The organism is Ectothiorhodospira lacustris (assembly GCF_022227785.1).
In the GTDB taxonomy this organism is placed as follows: Bacteria; Pseudomonadota; Gammaproteobacteria; order Ectothiorhodospirales; family Ectothiorhodospiraceae; genus Ectothiorhodospira; species Ectothiorhodospira lacustris.
Genome location: NZ_JAJNQM010000040.1, coordinates 1 through 23,315, shown reverse-complemented (window position 1 = coordinate 23,315; position 23,315 = coordinate 1). Strand labels below are relative to the sequence as shown.

Genomic DNA, 23,315 nt, shown 5'->3' with positions numbered 1-23,315 from the left:
CCGTGACCTTCAGGCGGCCGCCGCAGCCTCGACCACCTTGAGGGCGCCATCCGTCAGGCTCTCGGCGGCAATGATATTGAGATCACTCTGTGCCAGCAGGGCCCTGCCCTTTTCCACGTTGGTGCCTTCCAGGCGTACCACCACGGGAACGTCCACATGGACTTCCTTGACCGCCGCGATGATGCCCTCGGCAATCAGATCGCAGCGAACGATGCCGCCGAAGATATTCACGAACACGGCCTTGACCGCGTCGTCGGAGAGGATGAGCTTGAAGGCCTCGGTGACCCGGGCCGCCGTGGTGCCGCCACCCACATCCAGGAAGTTGGCCGGCTCACCGCCATGAAGCTTGATCAGATCCATGGTGGCCATGGCCAGACCGGCACCATTGACCATGCAGCCGATGTTGCCGTCCAGGCGGACATAATTGAGCTCATGCTCTCTGGCCCGGGCCTCCCGGGCCTCTTCCTGGCTGATGTCCCGCAGGGCTGCCAGGGCGGGACGTCGAAACAGGGCGTTGTCGTCCAGATTGATCTTGCCGTCCAGGGCCACCAGGTCACCCTCTCCGGTGACCACCAGAGGGTTGATCTCGATCAGGCCGGCATCGGACTCGATGAACAGGGTATAGAGTCGGGTGAGCAGAGTGACGAATTCGTTCACCTGACTGCCTTCCAGACCCAGGGCAAAGGCGGCGCGGCGGCCCTGGTAAGGCATGATGCCCGCAGCCGGATCCACGAACAGGGTCAGCAGTTTTTCGGGGGTATCGGCAGCCACCGCCTCGATGTCCATACCGCCTGCCGCCGACGCCATGATGGCGACGCGGCGAGTGGCCCGGTCCACCAGCAAGCCCAGGTAGAGTTCACGCCGGATGTCGGTAAGGGATTCGATCAGCAGGGTCTTCACGGGCAGCCCGGCCGGCCCGGTCTGATGGGTGACCAGGGTGGACCCCAGCAGGGCCTGAGCCGCAGCTCTGAGCTCATCCCGCCCCTTGACCAGCCTGACGCCACCCGCCTTGCCGCGACCACCGGCATGGACCTGCGCCTTGACGACCCAGGCAGTCCCCCCCAGGGTGCCCATGGCATCATCCAGGGCGTCGAGACCCTCGATGGAGACACCGGCCGGCACCGGAATCCGGTAATCGCGAAAGAGGCCCTTGGCCTGGAATTCATGAAGGTTCATAGTTTCACAGTATCAAAGGTATGGATGGAGACGGCAGACAATCCGGCAGACAACAGCCCCCTGGGGCTGAGGGACTCACCGCCGACACGCGTTCTGTAGTACCTTCTTATACACCACTCAAATCGAATCACTGCGCCATGCAAATCCTGTTCCTGATAGCATCCATCGTTCTGGTCTTCATGGTGGTCCGGCTCATGCTCAAGACGCCGGACGTACCGCGTCCGGAGCATCCCGGCAAGCTCAGCCAAAAGACCACCGGCAAGATGCTGCGCTGTCACTACTGCGGCCTGCATATCCCGGAAGAAGAGAGCCTGTGGGAAGGTGGGAAACCCTTCTGTTCCGAGTCGCATCGGGATCTGGCCCTGTCGCAAGAGTCTACACGAGAATAAGCCGCCTTGCGGTGTAAGGCCAGGCGCCCGCGCAGAATTCAGGCATCATGTCTTCACCCTTGTCGGGCCGGCTGATGCGGGAGAGCGGCAGCGCAGGGGACCCCTCAGGAGACGTCTGGCGAGCGCTGAGGCTCTTCAGCCTGTATCGCTTTTTCGTGGCGGGCATGCTCACGGCCCTGGAGGTGTTCGGCACCGGACCCCACGCCCTCGGCAGCTCCCATCCGCGGCTGTTCCTGCTGTTTGCCGTCACCTATCTGCTGCTGAGCCTGGGATTCGGCATTGCGGCGCGTCTGCGCCGATCCCCGCCCTCTCTGCAGATCTACCTTCAAGCGGCCACGGACATCAGTCTCATCACCCTGCTCACCTACACCAGCGGGGGCGTCTCCAGCGGCCTGGGCATGTTGGCGATCCCGGCCATTGCCGGCCTGGGACTGCTGGCGCCGGGGCGCCCCGCCCTGCTCTTCGCCGCCCTGGCCTCCATCGCATTGCTGCTGGCACAGATCCACGGCTACTGGTTTGAACCCGGCCGCGAGTCGGCACTCACCCAGACCGGCCTGCTGGGAGCCGGCCTGTTTGCCACCGCCCTGCTGGCACTGGTGCTGGCCCACAGGGCCCGGGAAAGCGAAGATCTCGCCCAGCGCCGCAGTGTGGACCTGGCCAACATGGCCGAACTCAATGCCCATATCATCGACCGCATGCAGTCGGGCGTCATCGTGGTCAATGATGACCGCCATGTCCACCTGATCAATGAGTCCGCCTGGCTGCTGCTGGGCAATCCGGTGACTGCGGATACCAGCGACCTGAGCCGCCTTGCGCCGGATCTTTTCCACGCCTTGCAGGAATGGCTTCGACATCCCGCCAGGGCCGGTCATCGGACCCTCCCCGCCGGCGACCACAGTCCGGAATTGCGGATACGATTCACCCGCCTGGGGGTAGACAAACCCATCGGCACGGTCATCCTGCTGGAAGACACGGCGGAACTGCGCAGACAGATGCAATCCATCAAGCTCGCGTCCCTGGGCCGTCTCACTGCCAGCATCGCCCACGAGATCCGCAACCCCCTGGGCGCCATCAGTCATGCCGCCCAGCTACTGGACGAATCCATAGAGCTCAATCGTGCGGATCGCCGACTGGTGGGCATCATCCAGGATCAGAGCCGGCGTATGAATCAGGTCATTCAGAACGTACTGGATCTGTCCCGGCGCCAGGCTCCCCGCATCGAGGCACTGGCCCTGGAACCATGGCTGGAACGCTTTGCCGATGAATTCTGCCGACACCATAACCTGGCGCGCTCTCAAGTGGAGCTGTCCATCCACCCGGCCGATGCCCGGGCCTGGTTTGATGCCGAACAGCTGCACCAGGTGACCTGGAACCTGTGTACCAATGCCTTGCGCTACGGCACCCGCGCCGGACAACCCGCCCGCATCCTGATCCAGGGCGGCACCCGGGATGTGAGCCGCCACGCCACCCTGGACATCATTGATCAAGGCTGCGGCGTGAACCCGGCGATTGCCCGACGACTCTTCGAGCCCTTCGTCGGCACCGGCAATGAAGGCACCGGACTTGGCCTGTACATCTCCCGTGAGCTGTGCGAAAACAATGGCGGCAGTCTTGACTACATCCCGCTTCCCACCGGCGGCAGCTGCTTCCGTATTCAGTTCCCCCCCTCTGAAACAACCGGATCCGGCCTGCAAGGCCGCCTTTCCCAGCAGGCATGACCATCCAGAACGTACTGATCATTGACGATGAGCCGGATATCCGGGAACTCCTGGAAATCACCCTCGGCCGCATGCGGCTTAACACCCAGGCTGCCGGGACCGTCAGGGAGGCGAAACGACTGCTGGGCAACGCGCATTTCGATCTGTGCCTGACAGACATGCGCCTGCCGGATGGTGACGGCATCGAGCTGGTGGAACACATTCAGGCCCACTATCCGGAACTGCCGGTGGCCGTTATCACGGCCTACGGCAGCATGGATTCCGCCGTTCAGGCACTCAAATCAGGGGCCTTCGACTTTGTCTCCAAGCCCGTGGACCTGAACATCCTCAGAGACCTGGTGGACAGCGCCCTGAAACTGGGCAAGCCCGAAAACAACACCGCTTCAGGACGGAGCCCGCCCGCCCGGGAAGACCATCTCCTGGGCAATGCACCGGCCATGCGTCAACTCAAGAGCACCATCCTCAAACTGGCCAGAAGCCAGGCCCCGGTGTACATCCTGGGTGAATCCGGCAGCGGCAAGGAAAGGGTCGCCCGGGAGATTCACCGCCAGGGTCCCCGGGTCGATCGGCCTTTCGTGCCGGTGAACTGCGGCGCCATCCCCGCCGAACTCATGGAAAGTGAATTCTTCGGTCATCTCAAGGGCAGCTTTACCGGAGCGGTTGCCGACAAGCAGGGGCTGTTTCATGCGGCCCAGGGAGGAACCCTGTTTCTCGACGAGGTGGCGGAGTTGCCCCTGCACATGCAGGTCAAGCTGCTACGCGCCATCCAGGAACGGGCCATCAAGCCCATCGGTGCCGCCCATGAGGCTGCTCTGGACGTACGCATCCTCTCCGCCTCCCACAAGGACCTGAGCCGGGAGGTGCAGGCGGGACGTTTCCGCCAGGACCTGTTCTACCGCCTGAACGTGATCGAACTGCGCGTCCCCCCCCTGCGCGAACGCCGCGAGGACCTCCCCCATCTGGCGGAACATATCCTTTCCAAGCTGGCCGCCCGCTGGCAGGAGCCCCCCAGGCGACTCAGCCCGGAAGCCACGCAAAGCCTGATGACCTATAACTACCCGGGCAATGTGAGGGAGTTGGAAAACATCCTGGAACGGGCCGCGACACTCTGCGACAGCGACACCATCCAGGCGGAGGACCTGCAACTCCCCGGCTCCGGCTCCGCCCCCCCCACGGCCCCTCTCGCCGCGGAACACCTCAAGCCCCTGGAACAGCAGCTCGCACAGCAGGAAAAGCAGGCACTCCTGGCCGCTCTGGAACAGGCCGGCGGTCACGACACGGCTGCCGCCCAACTGCTGGGACTGACTCCCAGGCAAATGGGTTATCGGCTCAGGAAACTCGGCCTGACCCCGTGAAAATACCCTTCCACGCCCACCCCCGCGCCGCTATTGACGCAGACCGTGCAGCCCGTCCCGGTTCTCAATCACTGAAAGTCTTTGTTGACTTGATAACGACAGCTACTAACATGCGATAAGAAGGACCCACTCCCCAACCCAGAGTCCCCATGTCAACACCTGCCGCCTCCATACCATTGAGCGGGCTTGCCCGACGTCTGGTTCAAGACGGATTACTCAGCGAAAGCGATGCCAACAAGGCGCTGGATCACTCTCGCAGGAAACGTGTGCCCCTGGTGGCCTACCTGGTAACGGAAAAGATCGTGGAGGCCCGGAGCCTGGCGCAGGCGGCGGCCGAGGAATTCGGGACCCCGTTATTTGATCTGGACGCCCTCGACAAGGAATATCTGCCCATCAAACTGGTGGACGAGAAACTGATCCGCCAGCATCAGGCTCTGCCCATCTTCCGACGTGGCAACCGGCTGTTCGTGGGCCTGTCCGATCCCATGAACATCAGCGCCCTGGACGAGATCAAGTTCAACACGGGCATCCCCACCGAACCGGTGCTGGTGGAGCATGACAAGCTGTCCAAACTGATTGAGGACAGTCTCAATGATACCTCGTCCATGATGGAAGGCCTCATGGACGAGGATCTGGACAATCTGGAGTTGTCGGACACCGAAGACCGCGGCCAGGAAGCCTCCGAGAGCGAAGTGGACGACACGCCGGTGGTCCGCTTTGTCAACAAGGTGCTGCTGGACGCCATCAACCGTAAGGCCTCGGATATCCACTTCGAACCCTATGAAAAGGACTTCCGGGTCCGGTTCCGTCTGGATGGCGTACTGGACGAGGTGGCTCACCCGCCGGTGAATCTGGCCCCCCGGATCATCGCCCGCATCAAGGTGATGTCCCGCATGGACATCTCCGAGCGGCGCATCCCCCAGGATGGGCGCATCAAGATGCAGCTGTCCAAGAACCGGGCCATCGACTTTCGCGTCAATACCTGCCCTACCTTGTACGGGGAAAAGGTGGTACTGCGAATACTGGACCCCACCAGTGCCTTCCTGGGCATCGACGCCCTGGGTTATGAAGAACACCAGAAGGCGCTCTATCTCAAGGCCCTGAGCAAGCCCTACGGCATGATCCTGGTCACCGGCCCCACCGGCTCCGGCAAGACCGTCTCTCTCTATACCGGCCTGGGCATCCTCAACACCCCGGACCGGAACATCTCCACCGCCGAAGACCCGGCCGAGATCAACATGCCCGGCATCAACCAGGTCAACGTGAATCCCAAGGTGGGGTTGACCTTTGCCGCCGCCCTGAGGGCCTTCCTGCGGCAGGACCCGGACATCATCATGGTGGGCGAGATCCGCGACCTGGAAACCGCCGAGATCGCCATCAAGGCCGCCCAGACCGGCCACCTGGTGCTGTCCACCCTGCATACCAATGACGCCCCCCAGACCCTCACCCGCCTGGCCAACATGGGTGTGCCGCCCTACAACATCGCCTCGTCCATCCTGCTCATCATCGCCCAGCGTCTGGCCCGACGCCTGTGCAATCACTGCAAGGCCCCCGTCAATGTCCCCAAGGAGGCCCTGCTGCAGGAGGGATTCAATGAAAACGAGGTGAACCAGGGCTTCAAGATCTTCAAGCCTGTGGGCTGTGATCAATGCACCAACGGCTACAGGGGCCGGGTGGGCATCTACCAGGTGCTGCCCATTTCCGAAACCATGCAGCGGATCATTCTCGAGGGCGGCAACGCCATGCAACTGGCGGAGCAGGCCAGCAAGGAAGGCGTCGATGACCTCCGGCGGGCCGGTCTGCTCAAGGTCAAGGCCGGTGTCACCAGCCTTGAAGAAGTCAACCGCGTGACCAAGGACTAAACCATGGCCGAGACAATGACGGTATTCGTCTGGGAAGGGGTGGACAAGAAAGGTGTCCGGATCAAGGGCGAAACCACCGCAGCCAACGAAAACCTGGCCAAGGCGGAACTGCGGCGCCAGGGCATCAACCCACTCAAGGTGCGCAAGAAGCCCAAGCCCCTGTTCGGGGGCAAGAAAAAGATCAAGCCCAAGGACATCGCCATCTTCCTGCGTCAGATGTCCACCATGATGAGCGCCGGTGTTCCACTGGTACAGTCCTTCGAGATTATCGGCCGAGGGCACGAAAACCCCTCCATGCAGGAACTGATCCTCAGGATCAAGGCGGACGTGGAGGGCGGCACTACCTTCGCCAACGCCCTGGCCAGGCATCCGACCTACTTTGACGACCTGGTCATCAACCTGGTGGGAGCCGGAGAACAGTCAGGCGCCCTGGAAACCCTGCTGGACCGCATTGCCACCTACAAGGAAAAGACCGAGTCCCTCAAGGCCAAGATCAAGAAGGCCATGTTCTATCCGGCGGCCGTGATCGTGGTGGCCTTCATCGTCACCGCCATCCTGCTGATCTTCGTGGTCCCCCAGTTTCAGGACCTGTTCCAGGGCTTCGGCGCGGATCTGCCCGTCTTCACCCAGTTCGTCATCGGCATCTCCGACTTCTTCCAGAGCTACTGGTGGGCCATCTTCGGCGGCATCGCCATTGCCGTGTTCGGCTTTACCCAGGCCAAGCAGCGTTCCGCCGCCTTCCGCCGTCGGCTGGACCTACTCTCCCTGCGCATCCCGGTGGTGGGAGAACTCCTGCGCAAGGCCGCCATCGCCCGCTTTGCTCGGACGCTGTCCACCATGTTCTCCGCCGGTGTCCCGCTGGTGGAGGCGATGGACTCAGTGGCCGGTGCGACCGGCAACGCCCTATTCTCGGAGGCAACGCTGCGCATGCGTGACGAGACCGCTGCCGGCACCCAGCTCCAGCAGGCCATGCGAAATTCCGCAGTGTTTCCCAACATGGTGGTGCAGATGGTGGCCATCGGTGAAGAATCCGGTTCCCTGGATGAGATGCTCAGCAAGGTGGCCGATTTCTACGAAGAAGAAGTGGATAACATGGTCGACGGCCTCTCCAGTCTCATGGAGCCCATGATCATGGCCTTCCTGGGCATCGTCGTCGGTGGTCTGGTCATTGCCATGTATCTTCCTATCTTCCAGCTTGGAGCCGTGGTGTGACAGACCTTCTCGCCTCAAGCCCAACCCTGCTGCTCACCCTGACCGGGCTGTTCAGCCTCATGGTGGGAAGCTTTCTCAATGTGGTCATCCACCGCCTACCGATGATGATGGAGCGCCAGTGGCAGAGCGAGGCCCGTGCCTGGCTGCAGTCACGAGGGGGCAACCTGGACCATGCCGAAGAGGTCCAGGGACCCTATAACCTGGTGGTCCCCCGGTCCGCCTGCCCCGCCTGCGGCCACCGCATCACGGCCCTGGAGAACATCCCGCTCATCAGCTACCTGTTCCTAAGGGGCAAGTGTGCCTCGTGCGGTGCCCGCATCTCTCCCCAGTACCCCCTGGTGGAAGTGGCCACGGCCCTGCTGTCCATGGCCGTGGTCTGGTATTTCGGTTTCACCTGGGTAGCCGCAGCGGCACTGCTGCTGACCTGGGCCTTGATTGCCCTGACCGTGATCGACCTGCGCACCACCCTGTTGCCGGATGTCATCACCCTGCCCCTGCTGTGGCTGGGACTGGTACTGAACCTGGGGGGACTGTTCACCGATGCCGCCAGCAGTCTGTTGGGTGCCGTCTTCGGTTACCTGAGCCTGTGGCTCGTCTACCATGCCTTCCGGCTGCTCACCGGCAAGGAAGGCATGGGCTATGGTGACTTCAAGCTGTTTGCCGCCCTGGGGGCATGGATGGGTTGGCAGATGCTCCCGCTGATCATCCTGCTGTCCTCCCTGGTGGGCGCCGTGGTGGGCCTCGTTCTCATCGCCGTACTCGGACGTGACCGCAACCTGCCCATTCCGTTTGGCCCCTATCTGGCCGCCGCAGGGTGGATTGCCCTGCTCTGGGGCGACACCATCGTGCAGACCTACCTCGGCATCCTCGGCTGACCCCATGCTCACCATTGGACTGACGGGGGGCATCGGCAGCGGCAAGAGCACCGTATCGCGCCTGTTCGAAGACAGAGGCGCTGCAGTCATCGATTCGGATATCATTGCAAGGCGCGTGGTGGAACCGGGCTCGCCCGGACTCACGGCACTGGTGGAGACCTTCGGCACACAGATCCTCAAGGACGACGGGACCCTGGACCGGGCGGCCATGCGAGACATGGTGTTCCGGAACAGCCAAACCCGTCACAGACTGGAAAGCCTGCTCCACCCTATGATCTGGGACGCAATAGAACAAGAAAAATCAAAGATCGCGACGCCCTACTGTGTGCTGGTCGTGCCTTTGCTGGTGGAGTCCGGGGCACAGGGGCGAGTGGATCGCATTCTGCTGGTAGATTGTTCCGTGCCCAGCCAGAGGGAGCGTGCCGGGCGCCGTGACGGGGTGTCTCCGCAACAGATTCAGGCCATCCTGGATGCCCAGGCCACCCGGGAACAGCGTCTGGCAGCCGCAGACGATATCATCGACAACGAGAAATCAGTAGATACCCTGCCGGCCCAGGTGGAAGCCCTGCACCAGCGATACCTCCGGATGGCAACGGCATGCTGATACCGGATACCGAAGACACCGGTCTCATCCTACCAAGGTGGTAAAATGTTCGTTCATTTCGGCCGCAGATCGGAAAACAATGAATACGTGGTTCACACGCCTCCGGCAGCCGCTTCTGTGAAGGGTTCCATCATCTACGAACAGCCCTTGCATGAGCGCATGCGTCTGTTCATGCGTCTTGAAGTGCTGATGCACCGATTTGACCATAGCTTGCAGCACGATTCAGGCCCGGACACCCACGGCAGTCTGCTCACCCTGATCGAGATGGTGAATCTCACTAATCGGGTGGATGTGAAGCGCGAGCTGATGAAGGAGCTGGAACGGCAGATCACCAATCTGAACCGGCTGAGTACCGAGCCCGGCGTGGATCAGCGTCGCCTCAACACGGTGATCGACAAGCATCGTCGTCTCATCGACGGCATCCATGCCCTCAATGGCCAGCTGGACCAGCAGGTCAAGGGCAATGATTTCTTCAACAGCATCCGCCAACGGGCCGCCATCCCCGGTGGAACCTGTGATTTTGACCTGCCGGCCTACCACTACTGGCTGGCCCGCTCCACCGGGGAACGGCGGCAGCTGCTACTGGAATGGGCCCAGCCCTTTGCAGACATCCAGGAGTCCGTCAGCGTGATCCTGCAGCTGATCCGTGATGCCGGCGCCCCCCGTCCCATGACGGCGAGTCGTGGCTTTTACGAACAGGGCATGGATACCGGCCTGCCCTGGCAGATGATCCGCATCGCCCTGCCCCTCAACGCCCCCTGTTACCCCGAGATCAGTGCCGGACGGCAGCGCTTCTCGGTGCGGTTCCTGCGTGCCGGCGACCTGAAGACGCGATCAATCCAGTGTGACGAGGAAATCCCGTTCACGCTGTGCTGCTGCGCACTATAGGTAGGCAAGCGTACTACTCTCGGCGCAGCAACACAGGGACATGCAGTTCATAAAGCCGCCCGTCCACGCGAACGCGCACCCGTGCCAGCCAGTCCATGCGTCCGGACATGCAGACCGGTAGTACCGACTCGGCCAGCCAGTGCCCCGAGCCCTCCGGTTCAAACTCAAACCGGTGCAATCCCATGTCCATGCCGGTCATGATGTAGGACACTTCCAGAGGTTCCAGGGAGGTGCTGCCCTCCAGCCGCAGGGCAAACCGCTCCAGCGGCGGAATCCGCTCGGGACCCCGGACACGAATCTCCACCCCATTCACCGGCATCAAACACCCTCGGGCATCCAACTCGCAGCCGGCCGGGGCCTGAATGACCGTCGTCGCCGGATCCACCGGCGCCACCAAAGGTCTCAACCAGTGTTCTCCGGCCAGGTAACCCAGTCCCAGCATCACGGGAATCAGCAACCAGCTCAGCCAACGTGCCATGTATCCGCCCTCTTCGCCAAAGGATTGCCGTCCTGTCACGTGGCCCGGATCGGGAGTCAATCCCCCTCCGTTGCCGTTACCCCTTGCCAGAGCCCCCGAATGCCGGCAATGCCCTGTCCGCCATGACGCTGCGCCGCAGAGATGTCATCCACCGTCATGCCGCCCAGGGCGTAGGCCGGCCTGCCCGCCTGCCGCGCCAGTTCCTCAAAACGGCGCCAACCCAGCACCGGCGCGCCCGGATGGGTATGCGTGGGCGCGACGGGGGAGACGAGGACAAAATCGACACCGAGCCGGATCGCTTTCTCAAGCTCACCCCGCTGATGAACCGAGCACCCCACCAGGCTGACTTCGGGACGCTCAGCCAGGGAAGCCAGTCTGCGACTATTGAGATGAACACCGTCCGCCCCCAGGGAGATGGCCAACTCAGGTTCCGCATTCAGCACGACCCCCGCACCCTGGGCATGGCACAGCGGGATCACCGCGGCGGCCAGGGAGACAAAGTCCTCCCGGCTCAGGCCCGGCGCACGCAGCTGCAACAGGCGCACCCGGCCCGCGTCCAAGGTCCGGTTCAGTCCGTCCAGCAGGGTTTCGGGGCAGCGCAGATCCGGGGTGATGACCAGGCAATCCGGCAAGATCAGGGCCTTGATGATGGCACGGTTGGCGGCCGGGAAATCCAGGGCATGCAGCTGGGCGGCCGCCACCCACCGCAGCGGCTGCCCTTCCATGCCGCGGGGCTCGCCCTCGAAACGGTCGACCTTCACCACTTCCAGGCAAACCCGCCGGTCCGGGTAATCGTGATTCAAGGTGATCAAGGGATGGTGCCGCAGAGGCGTAATGTCCAGTTCTTCCCTCAGCTCCCGCCGCAAGGCGGCCTCCAGGGTTTCCCCCGGTTCGATCTTGCCGCCGGGGAACTCCCAGAGACCACCCTGGTGCACATGCTCGGGGCGGCGGGCGATCAGATACTCATCGCGATCATTGGCGATGGCAGCCACCGCCACCCGAAGCGGCTCAGTCATGGCCCTCAGGAACGGTATTCGGCATTGATGCGCACATAATCGTAGGAAAAATCACAGGTGTAGACCTCGGCCTCGGTCTCTCCCGGCCCTCCCAGATCAATGTGGATAAGGATCTCCGCCCCGGCCATCACTCGGCGCCCCATGGCCTCCTCATACTCGAGTGCCCGACCGCCATTGGCGACGATGCGCACATCGTCCAGATGAATGGTCACCCGGTCCACGTCCAGATCCTTCACGCCGGCGCGGCCCACCGCTGCCAGGATCCGTCCCCAGTTGGGGTCCGATGCAAACAGGGCGGTCTTCACCAGCGGCGACAGGGCCACGGCAAAGCCCACACGGCGGGCCTCTTCCGCATCCCTCGCCCCACTGACCCGCACCGTGATGAACTTGGTCGCGCCTTCACCGTCACGCACGATGGCATGGGCCAGATGACGGCAGATCCGCAGCAACGCCTGCTCGAACAGGGCCTGGTCTTCCGCGGAGTCCACCGACACCCCGGAGGCCCCGGTGGCGGCCAGCACGCAGGCATCATTGGTGGAGGTATCCCCATCCACGGTAATGGCATTGAAACTGGCATCGGTGCAACGCAGCAGCATGGCCTGCAACACCGCCTTGTCCAGCAGGGCGTCGGTGGCCAGGAAGGCCAGCATGGTGGCCATGTCGGGATGGATCATGCCGGAGCCCTTGGCAATCCCTGTCAGGGTCACCTCGCCACCGGAAAGACGCAGCGTTTCCGAAGCCCCCTTACCCACCGTGTCAGTGGTCATGATGGCCCGCATGGCCGGCATCCAGCCCTGCTCATCCAGGGCGGCCACGGCCTCGGGCAGGGCCGCCGAGATGCGGTCCACCGGCAGGGGTTCGCCGATCACGCCGGTGGAGAACGGCAGTACCTGGGCCGCCCTGACATTGGTGCAACCGGCCACGGCGCCACAACTCAGATAGGCAGCCTCCAGGCCCTGGGTCCCGGTACCGGCATTGGCATTACCAGCGTTGATCAGCAGATAGCGGGGGGCGCCTTGGAGCAGGTGCTGTCGGGCCACCTGCACCGGGGCGGCACAGAAGGCATTGCGGGTGAATACGGCGGCACAGGTACTGCCGGTGGCCAGTTCCATCAGCACCAGGTCGTTACGCCCCTGGTAGCGGATGCCCGCAGCCACCGCACTGAGGCGGACCCCGGAAACAGGTGCCAGCTCAACGGGCTCGGACAGGTTCACGGCCATCTTCGATCACTCCAGTCTGCCGTGGCAGTGCTTGTACTTCTTGCCGGAACCGCACCAGCAAGGATCATTGCGACCCAGCTTGGGTCCTTCCCGGCGATAGGGCTCCTGATCCGACTCTTCCGGCTTGCCCTGGGCATCGTCTTCGGCGGACAGGGGGCTGTCTGGCTGATCATGCTTGAATTCCATGGCGGCCGGCTTGGCGCCGCCAAGGGCCTGAGCCTCCAGCGTGGCCACGTCATCCGGAGACTGTACCTGCAGTCGCATGAGCATGGAGATGACATCATGCTTGATACGCTCGAGCAGGCTCTCAAACATGGCGAAGGCTTCGCGCTTGTACTCCTGCTTGGGATTGCGCTGGGCATAACCACGCAAGCCGATACCCTGGCGCAGATAGTCCATGGATGCCAGATGCTCTTTCCAGTGGCTGTCCAGTACCTGGAGCATCACATCCTTCTCGATGCGCTGCATCAGCTCCGCACCGACTACGGCCCGCTTGGCATCCAGCGCCCCGCTCACTTCCCCCTGCAGACGCTCGCGCAAGGACTCCTCATGCAGATCGTCATCCTTTTCCAGCCAGCCGGCGACATCCAGCTTCAAGCCGAACTCGCTCTCCATGGCCTGGGTCAGACCCGGGATATCCCACTGCTCATCGATGGAACCCGGGGGAATGTAGCGGCTGATGGTCCGGTCCACCACGTCCTCGCGCACGGCGCGGATGGTATCGGAGATCTCCTGGGAATCCAGCAGTTCCCGGCGCTGCTCGTAGACCACCCGGCGCTGGTCGTTGGCCACATCATCGTATTCCAGCAGATTCTTGCGGATATCGAAGTTGTGGCCCTCCACCTTGCGCTGAGCATTTTCGATGGCCTTGGTCACCCAGGCATTCTCGATCGCCTCACCCTCCTCCATGCCCAGCTTCTGCATGATCATCTTCACCCGGTCGGAGGCGAAGATGCGCATGAGGGTGTCTTCCAGGGACAGGAAGAAGCGGCTGGAACCCGGGTCCCCCTGACGACCGGCGCGCCCTCGCAGCTGGTTATCGATACGGCGAGACTCATGGCGCTCCGAGCCGATGATATGCAGGCCGCCCGCCCCCAGCACCTGATCATGACGCTGTTGCCACTCGCCCCGGATCTTCTCCACGTGGGCCGGGTCCTGGTGGGGACCCAGGGCCTCCAACTCCGCATCCAGGCTGCCGCCCAGCACGATGTCGGTACCGCGACCGGCCATGTTGGTCGCGATGGTCACCGCACCGGGCCGGCCGGCCTGGGCGACGATATGGGCCTCCCGCTCGTGCTGCTTGGCGTTGAGGACCTCGTGGTTGATCTTGGCCTTCTTGAGCAGATCGGAGAGGATCTCCGAGGCCTCCACCGAGGCGGTACCCACCAGCACCGGCTGGCCCTGCTCCCGACAGTGCTTGATGTCCTCTATGATGGCCTTGTACTTGTCCTTCTGGGTCATATAGACCAGATCCTGCATATCGTTGCGGACCATGGGCTTGTTGGTGGGGATCACCACCACCTCCAGGCCGTAGATATGCTGGAACTCATAAGCCTCGGTATCGGCGGTCCCGGTCATGCCCGAGAGCTTCTTGTAAAGACGGAAATAGTTCTGGAAGGTGATCGAGGCCAGGGTCTGGTTCTCGTTCTGGATCGGCACCCCTTCCTTGGCCTCCACGGCCTGGTGCAGACCTTCCGACCAGCGCCGGCCGGGCATCACGCGACCGGTGAATTCATCGATGATGAGGACCTGCTTGTCCCTGACCAGATAATGCACGTCCCGCTGGAAGATGGCATGGGCACGCAGGGCGGCGTTGAGATGGTGCAGCAGGGGAATGCTGGCGGCATCATAGAGGGACTGGTCTTCCTTGAGCAGTCCGGCCTCCTTGAGGAGTTGCTCGGCCCGTTCCTGGCCGTCCTCGGACATGAACACCTGCTTGACCTTCTCATCGACGTAGTAGTCGCCTTCGGACTCCTCCTCTTCCTGGCGCTGCAGCGTGGGCACGATGTCCTTCATCCGCTGGTAAAGCTCGGAGTTCTCACCGGTGGGGCCGGAGATGATCAGAGGGGTACGGGCCTCGTCGATGAGGATGGAGTCCACTTCGTCCACGATGGCATAGGCCAGGTCGCGCTGCACCCGGTCCTCGGCACGAAAAGCCATGTTGTCGCGCAGATAATCGAAGCCGAATTCGTTGTTGGTACCGTAGGTGATGTCGGCGGCATAGGCCTCACGCCGGCTCACCGGCCGCAGATGGACATAACCCTCCTCGTCGCCGGCAAAGTCGGGATCATAAAGATAGGAGTGCTTGGCACCCTTGGCACCGGAGGAATTGACCACCCCCACGCTCAGACCCAGGCCGTGGTAGAGACGACCCATCCAGGCAGCATCGCGGCGGGCCAGATAGTCGTTGACCGTGATCACATGCACGCCCTTGCCGGGCAACGCATTCAGATAGGCCGACAGGGTGGCCACCAGGGTTTTGCCCTCACCGGTACGCATCTCGGCAATGCGGCCGTCGTTGAGCACCATGCCGCCGATGAGCTGGACGTCGAAATGACGCATGCCCATGATGCGGCGGCCGGCCTCGCGGACCAGCGCAAAGGCTTCCGGCAACAGGTCATCCAAGGACTCCCCTTTGCCGAGGCGGTCCCGGAACCCTCCGGTCCTGGCCCTGAGTTGTTCGTCCGTGAGCACCTTGAGATCGGCTTCCTGCTCGTTGATCCGTCCCACCTGCTTGCCGTATCGCTTAACCAGGCGGTCGTTACGGCTACCGAAGATCTTTCTGACTAGGCTTGTGACCATGAAGGGTTCTGCGCTGAGTTGCTGAACTTGAGGGCCGTCATCATACCCCATCCGCGATGGTGACGCAGGGGGCGCCGGGGGACCTAATCCGAGGCGGCGATGAAACGGTGAGGATTCACGTGACGGTCATCCTTGAGCACTTCGAAATGCACATGAGGGCCGGTGGCGCGCCCGGTGGATCCCATCCTGGCGATCACCTGCCCCTTGCGCACCATATCGCCCACGGCAACCAGCATCTCCTGATTGTGGGCATAGCGGGTGACATAGCCATTACCGTGGTCGATCTCCACCAATTTACCGAAGGCATCCCGGCGATCGGCAAACATCACGATACCGCCCGCAACGGCAATGATGTCGGAGCCGGGACGACCGGCAAAATCCACCCCCCGGTGGAAGACCTGACGACCGGTAAAGGGATCGGTGCGACTGCCGTAACCGGAGGACATCCACCCGGACACCACGGGACGACCGGCCGGGGTCACCTCGTCGGCCAACTGCCCCGAAAGGATGAGACGGCTCAGCAGACGCAGCTGGGATTCCCGGTCATCCATCTGCCGGGCCAGTTCATCGAGTTGCTGCAACAGATCGGAAGGCGGTGCGTCGTAAAACAGCTCTTCAGGCCCACCCAGGCCAGGCAAAATCCCGAAATCGAACTCGCCGTCTTCCAGGTCGGCCATCTTCACCAGCTTATTGCCCAGAGCGTCCAGGCGCATCATCTGTGCCTGGAGTTGGGCCACGCGCTGGGTCAGGGCCTGAATGCCCGCCTCGGCGGTATCCCTGGCATACTCCAGTTCATAGCGCTGCTCCCGCAGTTCCTCGCCCCAGTAAACAAGCCGGGGATCCGCAGCACCCTGAAGATGCCGGCCGGCGTGATAACCGGCCCCCATGATCAGGCCGCCACAAACAGTGAGTGCCGTCAGAGGAATGGCAAGGTGGTACCAGCGTGACATGTGAAAGCGCCGGGAACCCGCCCCGTTGCTCGTCAGAAAGATAATATTCATGCTGATTCAGCCCGCGTTTTTCTGATCAGGACCAGCGCCGGGAAAAACCGACAGCTGGTGAGCGTCTTTCATGAAGAGCAGATCATAGTCCAACCATACACTTTGTGGGAAATCCGGGTATCCCGCCGTCACGGATGCAGGTAGTCTTGCAAACATATCACCCCGGAGGAGCCCTGCCCGCCCATGCACCGCCCCAGAGCCCTGCTGGACCCCGATCTGCTGCACCGGGCGCGTGCGCTGGAGGCCCTGACCCGGAGCGTCAGGGACCTGCTGCCCCCGGGCCCCCGGGAGCACTGCTGGGCGGGCGGCATGGAAGAAGGGTGTCTGATTCTGGTGACGGACTCCGGGGCCTGGGCTTCCCAACTGCGCTATCTGCAGAGGGAGATCCTCAAGCAGATCAAGGCTCACCATGGGCTGCAGGCTCGGTCCGTCCATATCCGGGTGCGTCCTGCCATGGGAACGGCCCGAACCGAAACCCGGCACCGGCAACTCAGCCCTCTCCCCCCCCAGGCACGCATCGCCCTGCTGAGCGTGGCCAACACCGTGGACGACCCTGAGCTGAGTCAGGCCCTGCGCCGCCTGGCGGCGCGAAGCGGAGACCCGGTCAGACCGTAGCCGCTGCGTGGGCGTAGGAGATGGGCAACGGCTCACCGCCCTCTTCAAAGGTCACGATCTCGTAGGCATCTTCCAGGGTGATCAGCTTGCGGATCAGCGTGTTGTTCAGGGCATGGCCGGACTTGTAGCCGGTAAAAGCCCCGATCAGGCTGTGGCCCAGCTGATAGACGTCACCGATGGCATCCAGGATCTTGTGCTTGACGAACTCATCCTCGTAGCGCAAACCATCCTCGTTGAGCACCCGGTAATCATCCAGCACCACGGCATTGTCCAGACTGCCGCCCAGGGCCAGCCGGCGACTACGCAGGGCCTCGATCTCACGCATGAAACCGAAGGTCCGGGCCCGGCTGACCTCCTTGACGAACGAAGTGGTGGAAAAATCCAGTTCCGCCGTCTGGATACCGCCGCTGAAGATGGGGTGCTTGAAATCGATGGAGAAACCCACCTTGAAACCGTTGAAGGGTTCCAGTCGCGCCCACTTGTCGTCCTCCCGCACTTCCACCAGTTTTTTGATACGGATAAAACGCTTGGGGGCGTTCTGTTCCACGATCCCGGCGGACTGAATCAAAAAGACAAAGGGGCCGGCGCTGCCATCCATGATCGGTACTTCCGGCGCACTGACATCCACGTAGAGGTTGTCGATGCCCAGCCCCGCCACGGCCGACAGCAGGTGTTCCACCGTGGACACGCGCACATCACCGCTCACCATGGTGGTGGACAGACAGGTATCACCGACGTTCGCGGGATGGGCCTTGATCTCCACCACCGGGTCCAGATCGACCCGGCGAAACACCACACCTGCGTTCACCGGTGCGGGGCGCAGCATCAGATAGATCTTTTCACCAGTGTGAAGACCGACGCCGGTGGCGCGGATGGTGTTCTTGAGTGTGCGCTGTTTGATCAACGTGATAGTCCTCTGAACCCGTGACGCACCGGGGTGGGTGCAGTGAGCGTGCCAGGCCTTCCCGAAACGCGCCGACGGGGGAAAATAGCCGGACATTATGCCACTGGATGGGGTCACTTGCATGTTTTCATGCAAGATACGCCCTGAAAGAGTGCCTGGACAGGGAGGCGGAGCACACCAACGGTGCGCTCCGCCCCGCACCTCCCCATGCTCAGTCAGCCTGTTTGCGCAGGAACGCCGGGATATCCAGGTAGTCCATATTGGGATTACCGGAGATATCGTAGGCGGCATTGCCCTGCTGCTTGCGCATCACGGCGGGCCGGTCCAGCTTGTCGTAATCCACCATATCCAGCTCGTTGCCGTGGCCGCCCATGGCCGCCTGACGGGGCTCCACCAGTTTCACGGCCGGCTTTTCGCGGGTCGGACGGGCGGCCTGGCCCGGGGTCCCCAAGCCGGTGGCCACCAGGGTCACGCGAAGCTCGTCGTTCATCTCCGGATCGATGACGGTACCCACCACCACGGTAGCATCCTCGGAGGCAAACTCCTTGACCGCCGCACCCACTTCCTCGAATTCACCAATGGACATGTCCATGCCGGCGGTCACGTTCACCAGGATGCCCCGGGCACCGGCGATGTTCACATCTTCCAGCAGCGGGCTGGAGATGGCGGCCTCGGCCGCGACGCGGGCACGATCACCGCCGGAGGCGGAGCCGGTCCCCATCATGGCCATGCCCATCTCGGACATGACCGTACGCACGTCGGCAAAGTCGACGTTGATCAGGCCCGGACGGGTGATGAGTTCGGCGATCCCCTGCACCGCCCCCAACAGCACGTCGTTGGCGGCCTTGAAGGCATCCAACAGGGTCACGTTCTTGCCCAGCACCGACAACAGCTTGTCATTGGGAATGGTGATGAGGGAATCCACGTACTTGGCCAGATTTTCCATCCCCGTCTGGGCGACCTGCATGCGCTTCTTGCCCTCGAAGGGGAAGGGCTTGGTCACCACGGCCACGGTGAGGATGCCCATTTCCTTGGCGATCTGCGCCACCACGGGGGCGGCCCCGGTGCCCGTGCCACCACCCATGCCGGCGGTGATGAAGACCATGTCGGCGCCATCGATCACTTCCTGGATCCGCTCTCGATCTTCCAGAGCGGCCTCGCGACCCACGGCGGGATCAGCCCCGGCCCCCAGTCCCTTGGTGATATGGGAACCCAGCTGCAGCAAGGTCTTGGCATCCACCCGCTTGAGCGCCTGGGCATCCGTATTGGCCACCACAAAGTCCACGCCCTCGATGGATGCATTGACCATGTGCTGGACCGCATTGCCGCCACCGCCACCGACGCCGATGACCTTGATGACCGCGTTCTGGGGATAGGTATCCATGAGTTCAAACATATCCACTACCTCCTAATAAACCACAATGTTCGTTGAAAGACCGTCAAGCTTCGAATTCCGACCCGCAGACCCAACCGCCCCTGCTTGTTTTTTTTCAGCCCCTGCTCCGAAGACCGGCCGTGCAACCGGTACTAGAGATTCCCCTGAAACCAGCTCTTCATCCGCCCCCAGACGGATTTCATGCCGCCGCCCCGAACCCCTTCCCCAAGGGCCTGATGGCGACTTTGATGGCCAAACAGCAACAGCCCCACCCCGGTGGAATGAATGGGATTTCTCACCGCATCCACCAGGCCGGTGACATACTGGGGCAGGCCCAGACGCACCGGCATGTGAAAGACCTCCTCGGCCAGTTCCGCCACACCTTCCATCTTTGAAGAACCCCCGGTAAGGACCACCCCCGCCGCCACCATTTCCTCGCAGCCGGACCGGCGCAGCTCCGCCTGCACCAGGGACATGAGTTCCTCATAGCGAGGTTCCACCACCCCGGCCAGGGTCTGTCGGGACAGGCGCCGGGACGGCCGGTCGCCGACACCGGGCACCTCGATGCTTTCCTCGGGATTGGCCAGCTGACGCAGGGCACAGGCATACTTGATCTTGATGTCTTCGGCATACTGGGTCGGAGTCCGCAGGGCCACGGCAATATCGTTGGTCACCTGGTCACCGGCAATGGGGATCACCGCCGTATGGCGGATCGCACCGTCGGTAAAGACGGCGATATCGGTGGTGCCGCCACCGATATCCACCAGACACACCCCCAGCTCCTTCTCATCCTCGGTCAGTACCGCATAACTGGAGGCCAGCTGCTCCAGGATGATGTCATCCACCTCCAGGCCACAGCGCCGTACACACTTGATGATGTTCTGGGCCGCGGACACCGCGCCGGTCACCAGGTGAACCTTGGCCTCCAGACGCACACCGGACATGCCGATGGGCTCGCGGATCCCCTCCTGTTCGTCGATGATGAACTCCTGGGGCAGCACATGGAGAATGCGCTGGTCCGCCGGAATGGCCACGGCACGGGCGGCATCGATCACCCGTTCCACATCCGCCGTCGTCACCTCTTTGTCCTTGATGGCCACCACGCCGGTGGAGTTGAGGCTCTTCACATGGCTGCCGGCAATCCCGGTAAAGACCGAGTGAATCTGACAGCCGGCCATCAATTCAGCCTCCTCGATGGCCCGCTGGATTGATTGCACGGTGGATTCGATATTGACCACCACCCCCTTCTTCAGGCCTCGTGAGGGGTGGGAACCGATACCGACGATCTCAATCCCCCCCTCGTCATTCACCTCGCCGACGATGGCCTCCACCTTGGAGGTCCCAATATCCAGACCGACGATCATCCCTTTATCGGATCGCTTAGACATAACCCTTCATCTCCGCTACCGGACCGCCCAGCGCGATGACCGCATCCCGTGGCAACCAGGTGCATAACGCCGCATTCATGACTCTCATTCGCCTTGCCTGCCTACCCTGTCTCATTGCGCACCGCCTTCCCGGGGATTCCAGGCCACGGCGATGCCGTTGGTGTAACGCATGTCGATTCGCCTGATGGGCTCATCCCGGTGTTCCTCCAGGCGCGGGTACATGCGCACCAGTCGATCCAGCCGGTCCGGGTCCATGCCGCGCCCCATCAATACCTGCCCGCCGTCTTCAAGCTGAATGACCCAGGAACGGCGGGCATCCTCTTTCAGCCCGGAGACCTCCAGTCCCACATCCGCCAGCCTGGCTTGTACTGCCAGGAAGCGCTCCATGAGCTGCCGCTGGCGCCCCTCGCGACCTTCCAGGAACGGCAAACCTCCGGGGGCTTCGGACAGTTCAGGGCGGAACAGTTCCCCATATTGGTTCACCAGGGCCTCGTCGCCCCAGCGTGCCACCGGGACCTGCTCCTCGATCCGGACCACGATCCGGTCCGGCCATTCCCGATGCACCCACACCCCGCGCACCCAGGGCAGTGCCTTGACCGAAGCCTCCACCCGACGCAGATCCAGGTTGAAGAACCCGCCCTGGACATGGGGCGTGATGGCGGCGGACAGGATCTCCGGCCCCAGATAACGTAACTCACCCTCCACTTCCACGCTGCGGATGGGCAAGGTATCGGGCTCCATCAGGTAAGCCACGGCCCCTTGAGCGGCGACGGCGAGCATCATGACTGCCGCCGCCAGCAGCAGGGTTCGCAGGGCGCGGCGCAAGCGTGCCTCCCGCCACCAGGGCGGCCGCTGCACCCTTCGCCTTGCCATCGATCTGCCCATACGTACCCCATTACCGCGCCCCCGACTGCAGGGACGTGGCCAGAATCTTCATTACCAGGGCCTGGAAATCCAGCCCGGCAGCCCGGGCCGCCATGGGTACCAGGCTGTGATCGGTCATGCCGGGGACCGTGTTGACCTCGATCACCCAGGCCTTGCCTTGGGCATCCATCATCAGATCCACCCGTCCCCAGCCCTGCCCGGATACGCCCTCGAAGGCGGCCAGGGCCAGGGTCTGCACGGCGGTCTCGGCCTCGGGCGCCAGTCCGCAGGGACAGTGATAGCGGGTATCTCCTGCGGCGTACTTGGCCTCATAGTCATAAAAGGAACGGGGGGTTTCCAGGCGAATCAGGGGCAACGGCTCACCATCCAGGATGGCCGCAGTGAACTCCCTGCCCGTGATCCAGCGCTCCGCGAATACCGGTCCGCCACAGGCGGCGGCGACTTCAAAGGCACCGGGAAGATCCTCCACCTGGTTGACCCGGCTCATACCGATGCTCGACCCCTCCAGTGCGGGCTTGACGATCAACGGCAGACCCAGGGCCTCCACCACTGCCCCCGGGTCAAACCCGGGCTCCAGCACCCGGTAGTCCGGCGTCGGCAGACCGGCCCCGCGCCAGAGGCGCTTGCTCATGAGCTTGTTCATGCCCACCGCCGACCCGGCCACGCCCGTGCCCGTATAGGGGATGCCCAGCAGTTCCAGGGCGCCCTGGATGACGCCATCCTCACCGCCACGGCCATGCAGGATGATGAATGCCCGGTCATGGCCGGCGCGGGCCAGGACCTCCAGCACATCCCGCCCCACGTCAATGCCATGGGCATCCACGCCGGCCGACCGCAGTGCCTGCAGCACCGCCTGTCCGCTGCGTAAGGAAACCTCGCGCTCCGCGGACCAGCCGCCCATGAGCACCGCCACCTTGCCGAAGCTGTCCTGCCTTGACTGCGTCATGACGCCATCTCTCCCAAAGGCTCACCTACGATGCGGACCTCAGGGACCAGTTCCGTCCCGAAACGGGCATGGATTTCGCCCTGCACCCGGGCCATCAGAGCCTCCATGTCCGCAGCCGTGGCCGTGCCGGTATTGATGATGAAATTGGCATGTTTTTCCGAGATCATGGCCCCGCCGATACCCGTCCCCTTAAGGCCCGCCGCCTCGATCAGCCGCGCCGCATGATCCCCGGGGGGATTACGGAACACCGAGCCGCAGGAGGGCTGCCCAATGGGCTGACTCCGGTTGCGGCGGGACAGCAGGTCCTTCACCCGCCGCCGGGATTCTTCCCCATCGCCGGGGGTGAAGGCCAGCACCGCTTCTACGAACCAGCCTTCCCGGCTACCCTGTACATGGCGATAGCCCACCTCGTAATCCCCCCGGGTATGGATGTGCAGACATCCACGCCGGTCGACGGTGGTGACCTGCTCCACGTGGGACCAGGTGTCATCGCCCCAGGCCCCGGCATTCATGGCCAGGGCACCACCCAGGGCACCGGGGATGCCGGCGAGAAATTCACCGTCGGCAAGATCCTGCTCGGCACAGAAACGGGACAGTTTGGCGCAA

General features: G+C 63.0%; 21 protein-coding genes. 9 read left to right on the top strand and 12 right to left on the bottom strand.

The annotated features are described in order from the left end of the window. Positions 1-9: 9 nt before the first annotated feature. The gene (gene sucC / locus LQ952_RS09285) at positions 10-1,176 is read right to left on the bottom strand and encodes an ADP-forming succinate--CoA ligase subunit beta (RefSeq protein ID WP_238622386.1); all 1,167 of its coding nucleotides are present in this window, start codon (positions 1,174-1,176) and stop codon (positions 10-12) included. Positions 1,177-1,313: 137 nt separating this feature from the next. Between sucC and LQ952_RS09280 the strand changes: the two genes are divergently transcribed. The 8 genes from LQ952_RS09280 to zapD all read left to right on the top strand — a co-directional run bounded on the left by LQ952_RS09280 (position 1,314) and on the right by zapD (position 10,079). Continuing rightward, complete coding sequence (locus tag LQ952_RS09280) at positions 1,314-1,565, top strand: PP0621 family protein (protein ID WP_238622385.1); 252 nt, start codon at positions 1,314-1,316, stop codon at positions 1,563-1,565. A gap of 47 nt (positions 1,566-1,612) precedes the next feature. Further along, positions 1,613-3,283: a sensor histidine kinase gene (locus LQ952_RS09275; protein WP_238622384.1), complete on the top strand. Its 1,671-nt coding sequence runs from the start codon at positions 1,613-1,615 to the stop codon at positions 3,281-3,283. After that, positions 3,280-4,638, top strand: a complete 1,359-nt coding sequence (locus LQ952_RS09270; protein ID WP_238622383.1) for a sigma-54-dependent transcriptional regulator — start codon at positions 3,280-3,282, stop codon at positions 4,636-4,638. Before LQ952_RS09275 ends, LQ952_RS09270 begins: the two co-directional genes overlap by 4 nt. A gap of 149 nt (positions 4,639-4,787) precedes the next feature. Continuing rightward, positions 4,788-6,500, top strand: coding sequence for a type IV-A pilus assembly ATPase PilB (gene pilB / locus LQ952_RS09265; protein ID WP_238622382.1), 1,713 nt, complete (start codon positions 4,788-4,790; stop codon positions 6,498-6,500). A gap of 3 nt (positions 6,501-6,503) precedes the next feature. Then, complete coding sequence (locus LQ952_RS09260; RefSeq protein WP_238622381.1) at positions 6,504-7,712, top strand: type II secretion system F family protein; 1,209 nt, start codon at positions 6,504-6,506, stop codon at positions 7,710-7,712. Continuing rightward, the gene (locus LQ952_RS09255) at positions 7,709-8,587 is read left to right on the top strand and encodes a prepilin peptidase (protein ID WP_238622380.1); all 879 of its coding nucleotides are present in this window, start codon (positions 7,709-7,711) and stop codon (positions 8,585-8,587) included. The genes LQ952_RS09260 and LQ952_RS09255 overlap by 4 nt, the downstream gene beginning before the upstream one ends. A gap of 4 nt (positions 8,588-8,591) precedes the next feature. Continuing rightward, on the top strand, positions 8,592-9,191 hold the full coding sequence (gene coaE, locus LQ952_RS09250; RefSeq protein WP_238622379.1) for a dephospho-CoA kinase: 600 nt from the start codon (positions 8,592-8,594) through the stop codon (positions 9,189-9,191). Positions 9,192-9,308: 117 nt separating this feature from the next. Next, entirely contained in the window at positions 9,309-10,079 is a 771-nt protein-coding gene (gene zapD / locus LQ952_RS09245; protein WP_238622378.1) for a cell division protein ZapD, read from the top strand. A gap of 13 nt (positions 10,080-10,092) precedes the next feature. Here zapD and LQ952_RS09240 read toward each other — a convergent pair whose 3' ends face one another. The 5 genes from LQ952_RS09240 to LQ952_RS09220 all read right to left on the bottom strand — a co-directional run bounded on the left by LQ952_RS09240 (position 10,093) and on the right by LQ952_RS09220 (position 16,596). Next, positions 10,093-10,557 (bottom strand): hypothetical protein, encoded by a 465-nt coding sequence (locus LQ952_RS09240; RefSeq protein WP_238622377.1) that lies wholly within the window; start codon positions 10,555-10,557, stop codon positions 10,093-10,095. Positions 10,558-10,613: 56 nt separating this feature from the next. Beyond that, positions 10,614-11,573 carry a Nudix family hydrolase gene (locus LQ952_RS09235; protein WP_238622376.1) on the bottom strand — a complete coding sequence of 320 codons (960 nt, stop codon included), beginning with the start codon at positions 11,571-11,573 and terminating at the stop codon, positions 10,614-10,616. Positions 11,574-11,578: 5 nt separating this feature from the next. Beyond that, complete coding sequence (gene argJ, locus LQ952_RS09230) at positions 11,579-12,793, bottom strand: bifunctional glutamate N-acetyltransferase/amino-acid acetyltransferase ArgJ (protein ID WP_238622375.1); 1,215 nt, start codon at positions 12,791-12,793, stop codon at positions 11,579-11,581. Between the two features lie 6 nt (positions 12,794-12,799). Next, positions 12,800-15,595 carry a preprotein translocase subunit SecA gene (secA, locus tag LQ952_RS09225; protein WP_238622374.1) on the bottom strand — a complete coding sequence of 932 codons (2,796 nt, stop codon included), beginning with the start codon at positions 15,593-15,595 and terminating at the stop codon, positions 12,800-12,802. Between the two features lie 83 nt (positions 15,596-15,678). Then, the gene (locus LQ952_RS09220) at positions 15,679-16,596 is read right to left on the bottom strand and encodes a M23 family metallopeptidase (protein WP_238622373.1); all 918 of its coding nucleotides are present in this window, start codon (positions 16,594-16,596) and stop codon (positions 15,679-15,681) included. 183 nt (positions 16,597-16,779) lie between these two features. Between LQ952_RS09220 and LQ952_RS09215 the strand changes: the two genes are divergently transcribed. Next, the gene (locus LQ952_RS09215; protein WP_238622372.1) at positions 16,780-17,211 is read left to right on the top strand and encodes a DUF721 domain-containing protein; all 432 of its coding nucleotides are present in this window, start codon (positions 16,780-16,782) and stop codon (positions 17,209-17,211) included. Here LQ952_RS09215 and lpxC read toward each other — a convergent pair. The 6 genes from lpxC to LQ952_RS09185 all read right to left on the bottom strand — a co-directional run. Continuing rightward, positions 17,201-18,115, bottom strand: a complete 915-nt coding sequence (lpxC, locus tag LQ952_RS09210) for a UDP-3-O-acyl-N-acetylglucosamine deacetylase (RefSeq protein WP_238622371.1) — start codon at positions 18,113-18,115, stop codon at positions 17,201-17,203. The two genes, LQ952_RS09215 and lpxC, sit on opposite strands and share 11 nt — an antisense overlap. Before the next feature lie 211 nt (positions 18,116-18,326). Continuing rightward, complete coding sequence (gene ftsZ / locus LQ952_RS09205; RefSeq protein ID WP_238622370.1) at positions 18,327-19,511, bottom strand: cell division protein FtsZ; 1,185 nt, start codon at positions 19,509-19,511, stop codon at positions 18,327-18,329. A gap of 131 nt (positions 19,512-19,642) precedes the next feature. After that, entirely contained in the window at positions 19,643-20,878 is a 1,236-nt protein-coding gene (gene ftsA / locus LQ952_RS09200) for a cell division protein FtsA (protein WP_238622369.1), read from the bottom strand. A 111-nt stretch (positions 20,879-20,989) separates the two neighbouring features. Continuing rightward, positions 20,990-21,751: a cell division protein FtsQ/DivIB gene (locus LQ952_RS09195; RefSeq protein WP_238622368.1), complete on the bottom strand. Its 762-nt coding sequence runs from the start codon at positions 21,749-21,751 to the stop codon at positions 20,990-20,992. Between the two features lie 22 nt (positions 21,752-21,773). Next, positions 21,774-22,709, bottom strand: a complete 936-nt coding sequence (locus LQ952_RS09190) for a D-alanine--D-alanine ligase (RefSeq protein ID WP_238622367.1) — start codon at positions 22,707-22,709, stop codon at positions 21,774-21,776. After that, positions 22,706-23,315 (bottom strand): FAD-binding protein (locus LQ952_RS09185; RefSeq protein WP_238622366.1); only part of this gene is annotated, 610 nt, incomplete at its 5' end. The genes LQ952_RS09190 and LQ952_RS09185, both read right to left, overlap by 4 nt.